4 protein-coding genes are annotated in these 6,000 nt (G+C 35.6%); 2 read left to right on the forward strand and 2 right to left on the reverse strand.

Annotated features, from left to right (window positions below; translation table 11 throughout):
- Positions 1-179: 179 nt before the first annotated feature.
- Entirely contained in the window at positions 180-1,805 is a 1,626-nt protein-coding gene (locus tag H6F47_RS18035; protein WP_190650347.1) for an LA2681 family HEPN domain-containing protein, read from the reverse strand.
- 299 nt (positions 1,806-2,104) lie between these two features.
- Positions 2,105-3,058, reverse strand: a complete 954-nt coding sequence (locus tag H6F47_RS18040; protein WP_190650349.1) for a hypothetical protein — start codon at positions 3,056-3,058, stop codon at positions 2,105-2,107.
- Between the two features lie 514 nt (positions 3,059-3,572).
- Here H6F47_RS18040 and H6F47_RS18045 point away from each other — a divergent pair.
- The gene (locus tag H6F47_RS18045; protein ID WP_190650351.1) at positions 3,573-4,697 is read left to right on the forward strand and encodes a type I restriction endonuclease; all 1,125 of its coding nucleotides are present in this window, start codon (positions 3,573-3,575) and stop codon (positions 4,695-4,697) included.
- A 152-nt stretch (positions 4,698-4,849) separates the two neighbouring features.
- The coding region (locus tag H6F47_RS18050) for a pentapeptide repeat-containing protein (protein ID WP_190650353.1) at positions 4,850-6,000 on the forward strand (1,151 nt) is incomplete at its 3' end.

The raw sequence follows: 6,000 nt of genomic DNA on the forward strand, positions 1-6,000 counted from the left end.
TAACACCAGTGAGTTGTCTTCGAGGGTAGATAGAAGGCTACTTTTTGTCTGAAGTCAGACACTTTATGCTTTAAGCATCCAAGTAGCCTTCTATCACTATATAGTGCGACCGCAGATTGCTTTATCATCTGGCTTCAACTCTTGCCAAAAGTCTGCGTTTGCCGCTTTTAACTGATATTTCAAAACTGGTCAAGTTGATCAGATAAACCTACACTAATTTTGAAAGGTAGACCAGATGGAGCTATCAGATTATCACTTCCAATTCTTTGGCGCGTTAATTCTCTATCCTTTTCTTCCAACATTACTGTACCAACAACATAAATGATTGCGGCTTTGGCCACACGTAGAAGTGAATGAGTTATTTTTTGGAAATTTGAAAGGCTGTAACTCTTAATTTCTTCATCCAGAGAACCGTACCAAGACAAGACAAGTCGTTTGTGCGTAGCCTCATTCCTCAGATGCTTGAACGGAAAAGGATATCTCCCCTCAAACAAATCGCGTTGAAGATCGTACAACGCAGCTAAGAATCGATTAGACAACAAACGCTCCTCAATTTCTGGAAGATAACCTTTATCATACTTTCGATTCTTGTACCAAAAGTTGCCAAAACTGACCTGATCTTCTGGATGTCCAAGTTCAAGATATAGGTTGAGAAATACTGCACACTTGTCTAACAAATCTGCTGACAAACGCAGGCTTGACTTCAAAAATCCTGGTCTGAGTCCAAAATCAGCATAATCAAGAGTGTCCATGTACGAAGTAATGCTACTCACCTCAATGATAGCTCTGTTTTGAGATTGACTCTGATAGTAAAGATGTCGTGCAGTTGCAAAATCTTCTTTGATGTTGTTAAAGCTGTGACACAGAGATTGAAACCAACGGTTGCCATCGTCATCGAGAGATACAACCATACTCTCAAAGAAAATATCGTCTTTATACTCAGATGGACAGTTAGATGGAATGGGGTTAATTGTCAGCAATAACCGATCTGCCTGAATTTGTCTCAAAAGTGCTGATGGTTTCCAAGTTGTGTGAGCCTTATCAAACTCTGTAATCCAGTTTTCAAGACCTTCAACACCATCTGGATCGATTGTTGAGATTGCTTGTTCTAATTCCTCTAAGTTTCTTGAGTAGTAAGACAGTACGTGAGTACCCGCTAACTCAACCACCTCTATTTGAAGTTGACAAGCTTCACTCAGTAAACGCCAAGCTTCATATAGCAATTTAGGATTGTATTTAGTGGAAATGTTGAATAGCCTCCTCAGACTATAGCTACAATTTCCCATTGCTATCGGATGTTTTGGAGCAATTGCCAAGCAGTCATAATAATTATCAATAGCTTCTACAGTTCGTCCTAATTGATCTAACAAGTTTGCATAGTTTGTGATTATATTTGGCAAAAGATTAGAGTCAATCTCTTGCTTTGAGAGTAGGGCAGATTGAAGATAGTATTTCTGCTTCTGAAAAGCTTTAGTGGCAGCTTCATTTTCACCAACGTTTTGAAACAAGATTGCTTGAGTCGCATAGCCGTTTGAGACATTGTAATGTAAGTTCACAAGGCTTTTCCCTGATAAACCTGAACCGCTTTCAAGAATACCTTCAATAAAGGAAATACCGAGGTTTACTGCCTCAAGATTCCCAAGTGCTGTACCGCAGTCAATAAGTATTCCAGCACAAACCGAGCGTACAGCAGGACTATTAGGCAATTGGGCAAGAAGTAGCTTAATACTCTGTAAAGCTTGTTCTGCTTGTCCTCGATTCAGCAAATCCTGAATCTGTTCTGCTTCTGCAAAGTAGTTTTGCATAATTAGAGTTAAGCACCTTGTCAAAACACCTATTATATATTACATCTTGTATTGCTTATGTTTTATTTTGATTTCACAACAGGGACAATCCACGTTATTTCACTTTGAGCCTACCTCTGTTGCCTAACTATAGCAATCCTAAATGATTATAGAACGATTAGATATAGCTGTTCCCAAGAAGCGTGAGGTACAAAGCTTCTCTGTTTTAGGGAACAGTGAACAGGGAACAGTGAATAAATTGGTGTGTACTTCATTAGACTGGGAAACGCTATAATAGTTACTATTGACGTAAACAGAACTTATCCTTTCGGTTTCCAACGATGTCCACATCTCAAACAATTCAGCCGTATTTCATTGCTACCAAAAAAACCAGCAGCAAGTCCCACACCTCCTGTTAAAACACCTCCAACCAGAGCTTGACCAACATTGAAACCTTTTTTGTTTGAAGTAATTTGAGTAGAACCACATTTCGGACAACTAATTTGCATTTCATGTTGTATAACTGGTTGGACTACTACATTTGTTGGGTGAACAGCAGATTGAGTATCTGTGTATGTTGGTGTCTGTAATGAATTAATTTTGTCTAAAATAAACACCCTTGCTTTTTCAAATTCGCTAAGTTTGTCATGAAAAAAAACTACTGCATTTGGATTAGATGCGGCTTCCAGATAACTTATATTTTCAATGGAGTTGGTTAGTTGAAAATAAAGAAAACCATATGTAAATCTGCCACTTTGGTGAAACTGGATTTTTAAAATATTCTTGTAAGAGATGAAACGCTCCCCTTTAGGGTGAGAAGCAAGAAGACCACCTAACCTTTTTATAAGTACACCGTCAGTTTCAATAATCAAGTGAACTGCATCCCCTTGACATTCATATATAGTAGTATTCTTGGATTTACTTTGCCCTATTACCTCAACAGACAAAGTGTTTGATGATTTATCATCTACAGACTCAGTATTCAGAAAGTCAAATTCTTGCTGCCAAGCTGGAAAATCATTGCCTATTTGCTTTCCATAAATTATTACTTTCTTTATGGAAGGTGCTTTTAACTTTCTTATAGCGGAGTAAATATAGTTAGCAATTGAATGCTGAGGAGGTACTTCTGTTGCCTCAAAAATAATTTGTAGGCAACCTTTCATAGTATTAGCTTTTGCTAAAATACCTTTAGCTTGAAGTTGGTAATTTATAAGTGTTGCAATAGCGTTAGGATCACCCTGTTTTGCTAATTCTAGTAAGTTTTGCTGAGTCATGGTAAGTATTCTTGCCTTTTTGAGTAGTATAAAAGCATTAATGATAGATTAACATGACTAATGACAGATATTTATACTTAGAACATCAAACGTAAAAATAGAGACGCTAATTTTTACCAATTACGAAATATTGATGGTTTTCTATCAGAGCGTTCCATTTCAACACCCACTGGTTTGTACTTCAAATGTAGTTTTATCGTAATTTATTGAATAAGTATAATTGCTTAATTTTTACTTTCGGTCAAAAGTTGTCACGCGGTAGTAACTTTGTGGACATGAGATGGACAATACCTGGTGATTGTAGTGGTTTGTATTTGGGGTAATCTTTGCGGGGTAAGATGATCTGAAAACCTTACCCCTATTGATAGCGGACTGCTTGCAGCAGCGATTCGCTATCGCTATATTTACTCAATTCTGGAAAAAACCAATTATATAAAAAATGTAAATTTTATAACCTGTAGCAACAAATGGTGTAAATTACGTTTAGTCACTACATGGTTAAAACAAGGATATTATGGACTTTCTAGATCAGGTTAAGAACTTATCCCAAACTATCCAACAGATAAAAGAATCAGTTTTAACTGAAGAAGCAACTAAACAAGCTTTCATACTTCCATTACTAAATGCTTTGGGCTATAACGTTTTTAATCCATTAGAAGTTTGCCCCGAATACGGTGCTGATGCTCCTGGAGTAAATGCAAAAAAAGTTGATTATGTAATACTTTTAGATAACAAGCCAGCAATTTTAATTGAATGTAAATCCTGGAAAGAAAAACTCAATAACCCAAAACATAATTCACAGCTATTTCACTACTTTGCTTCGACAAAAGCTAAATTTAGTGTCTTGACTAACGGTATATTATATCGTTTTTACACCGACATTGTAGCAATTAACGTTATGGATGATAAGCCTTTTTTTGAATTTTCAATGTTAGATTTTACTGATTCAGATGTTATTGAATTAAAAAGGTTTTCAAAGTCCTCATTCAAGCCAGATGAGATGGGGGATATAGCTAAAAATTTACTCTACACAAAAGAAATTAAAACAAAATTAGCGAAAGAATTGAAAGAACCGTCTAGCGATTTTGTAAGATTTTTTGTTAAGGATGTTTATGGTAGTGGAAGTAATAGAATTACCGATAGTGTTATTAACAAATTCACTGAAATCGTTAAGAAATCAGCCGATGAGTTTATTAATGAAGAAATTGCTAAGAGATTAGGAATACCTAACCACAACAGTTTGAACTTAATTACCATTCCTGACGAACCTACGAAACTTATTGATGACAGTAACACTGACGATGGAGATAAAATAAGTGACACGACTAAAGGTATTGAAACGACTCCAGAAGAACTGGAAGGATTTTATATTGTTAAATCAATTCTGCGAGAAACCATTGATAGCAAGAGAATTAGATATAAAGACACACAAAATTACTTTGGAATCAATATAGACGATAGAGCTACCAAGACTATCTGTAGATTAGGGTTGAACTCTCCTAGAAAATACATTGGACTTATTGACATTAAGGGAAAAGAAACTAGAGAATCAATTTCTGATTTAGATGAAATATATAAATTTAGTGAAAATTTAAAGGAAAGAGTTTCTTACTTATTGAAGGATGTATCATCAAATTAAGATGGTTAAAATATGTTTCTACATCTGGTTTCAAAATACACAACCTGTTTGGATTAGTTTTTAAAAACTCTGGTGGGATTACTAATTTACTTGATGGGGATATTTTAGGTGGGGTGTTGATTCCAAACTTTCAGATATAAAACCAATTTATTATGGCAAATCAAAAGCATTTAGCAATAATTCAGCAAGGTGTAGAAGCCTGGAATAAATGGAGAGATGAAAATCAAAAAGTAAAACCTAATCTTAGTAATTTTATTTTTCCCAGTGCTTCTAATCTTAGTGGAGCTAACTTTAGTAGAGTTAATCTTAGTGGGACTTCTCTAATTGAAGCTCATCTTAAAAATGCTGATCTCAGTTATGCCGACCTCAGTTACGCTGACCTAAGTAGAGCTAATCTTAGTGGAGTCAATTTTAGTAATACAAACCTCACTGGTGCTAATCTTAGTGGCGTTAATCTTAGTCAAACCAATCTAATTGGAGTTGATATTAGTGGAGCTAATCTTAGTAATGCTAACCTCAGTAGAGCCAATTTAATAGAAGGGAAAATCAGTAATACAAACCTTAGTGGTGCTAATCTTAGTTGGGCTAATTTGAACGGTGCTAAACTTAGTAACTCTATAGATTTTTTTCTCAGTGAAGAAACAAAAAATTACCTCAATGAGTTATTTAGCAATATTAGTAAGACTGACCTAAGTGGAGCTAATCTTAGTGGTGCTAACCTACTTGGAGCTAATCTATATGAAATAAATCTTAGTAATGCTGACCTCAGTACAGCAAATTTAGTTGAAGCTAACCTCAGTAATACAAATCTCAGTGGTGCTAATCTTAGTTGGGCTAATTTGAACGGTGCTAACCTTAGTGGTGCTAACCTTAGTAGTGCTAACCTACTTGGAGCTAATTTAATAACATCTAGCTTAATTAATGCTGACATCAGGGAAGCCTCCCTTACTGCTGTAAACCTAGCTGGAGCTAACCTGTCTGGAGCTAACCTGTCTGGAGCTAACTTATCGGAAACTAATTTAGCAGGAGCTATTTTAGTGGGAGCTAATTTAGCAGGAGCTATTTTAGTGGGAGCTAAACTTAACAAAACCATTCTTCAGAGTGCTTACCTCAACAGTGCTGAATTAACCGGAGCAAATCTTAATAATGCTAACCTTTGTGGTGCTGACCTTGGTAATGCTAATTTAGCTCATACACAATTAATAGATGCTCAATTTAATAATGCTATTTTAACAGGTATCTGCATAAACAATTGGCAAATTAACCATCAAACAATTTTTGATAATGTAATTTGTAACTATAT

This window comes from Sphaerospermopsis sp. FACHB-1094 (assembly GCF_014696195.1).
Classification (GTDB): domain Bacteria; phylum Cyanobacteriota; class Cyanobacteriia; order Cyanobacteriales; family Nostocaceae; genus Sphaerospermopsis; species Sphaerospermopsis kisseleviana.

Excerpts from the sequence above, each read along its gene's own strand:
- H6F47_RS18035 (WP_190650347.1), bottom strand. The coding sequence starts at position 1,805 with ATGCAAAACTACTTTGCAGAAGCAGAACAGATTCAGGATTTGCTGAAT.
- H6F47_RS18040 (WP_190650349.1), bottom strand. The coding sequence starts at position 3,058 with ATGACTCAGCAAAACTTACTAGAATTAGCAAAACAGGGTGATCCTAAC.
- H6F47_RS18045 (WP_190650351.1), top strand. The coding sequence starts at position 3,573 with ATGGACTTTCTAGATCAGGTTAAGAACTTATCCCAAACTATCCAACAG.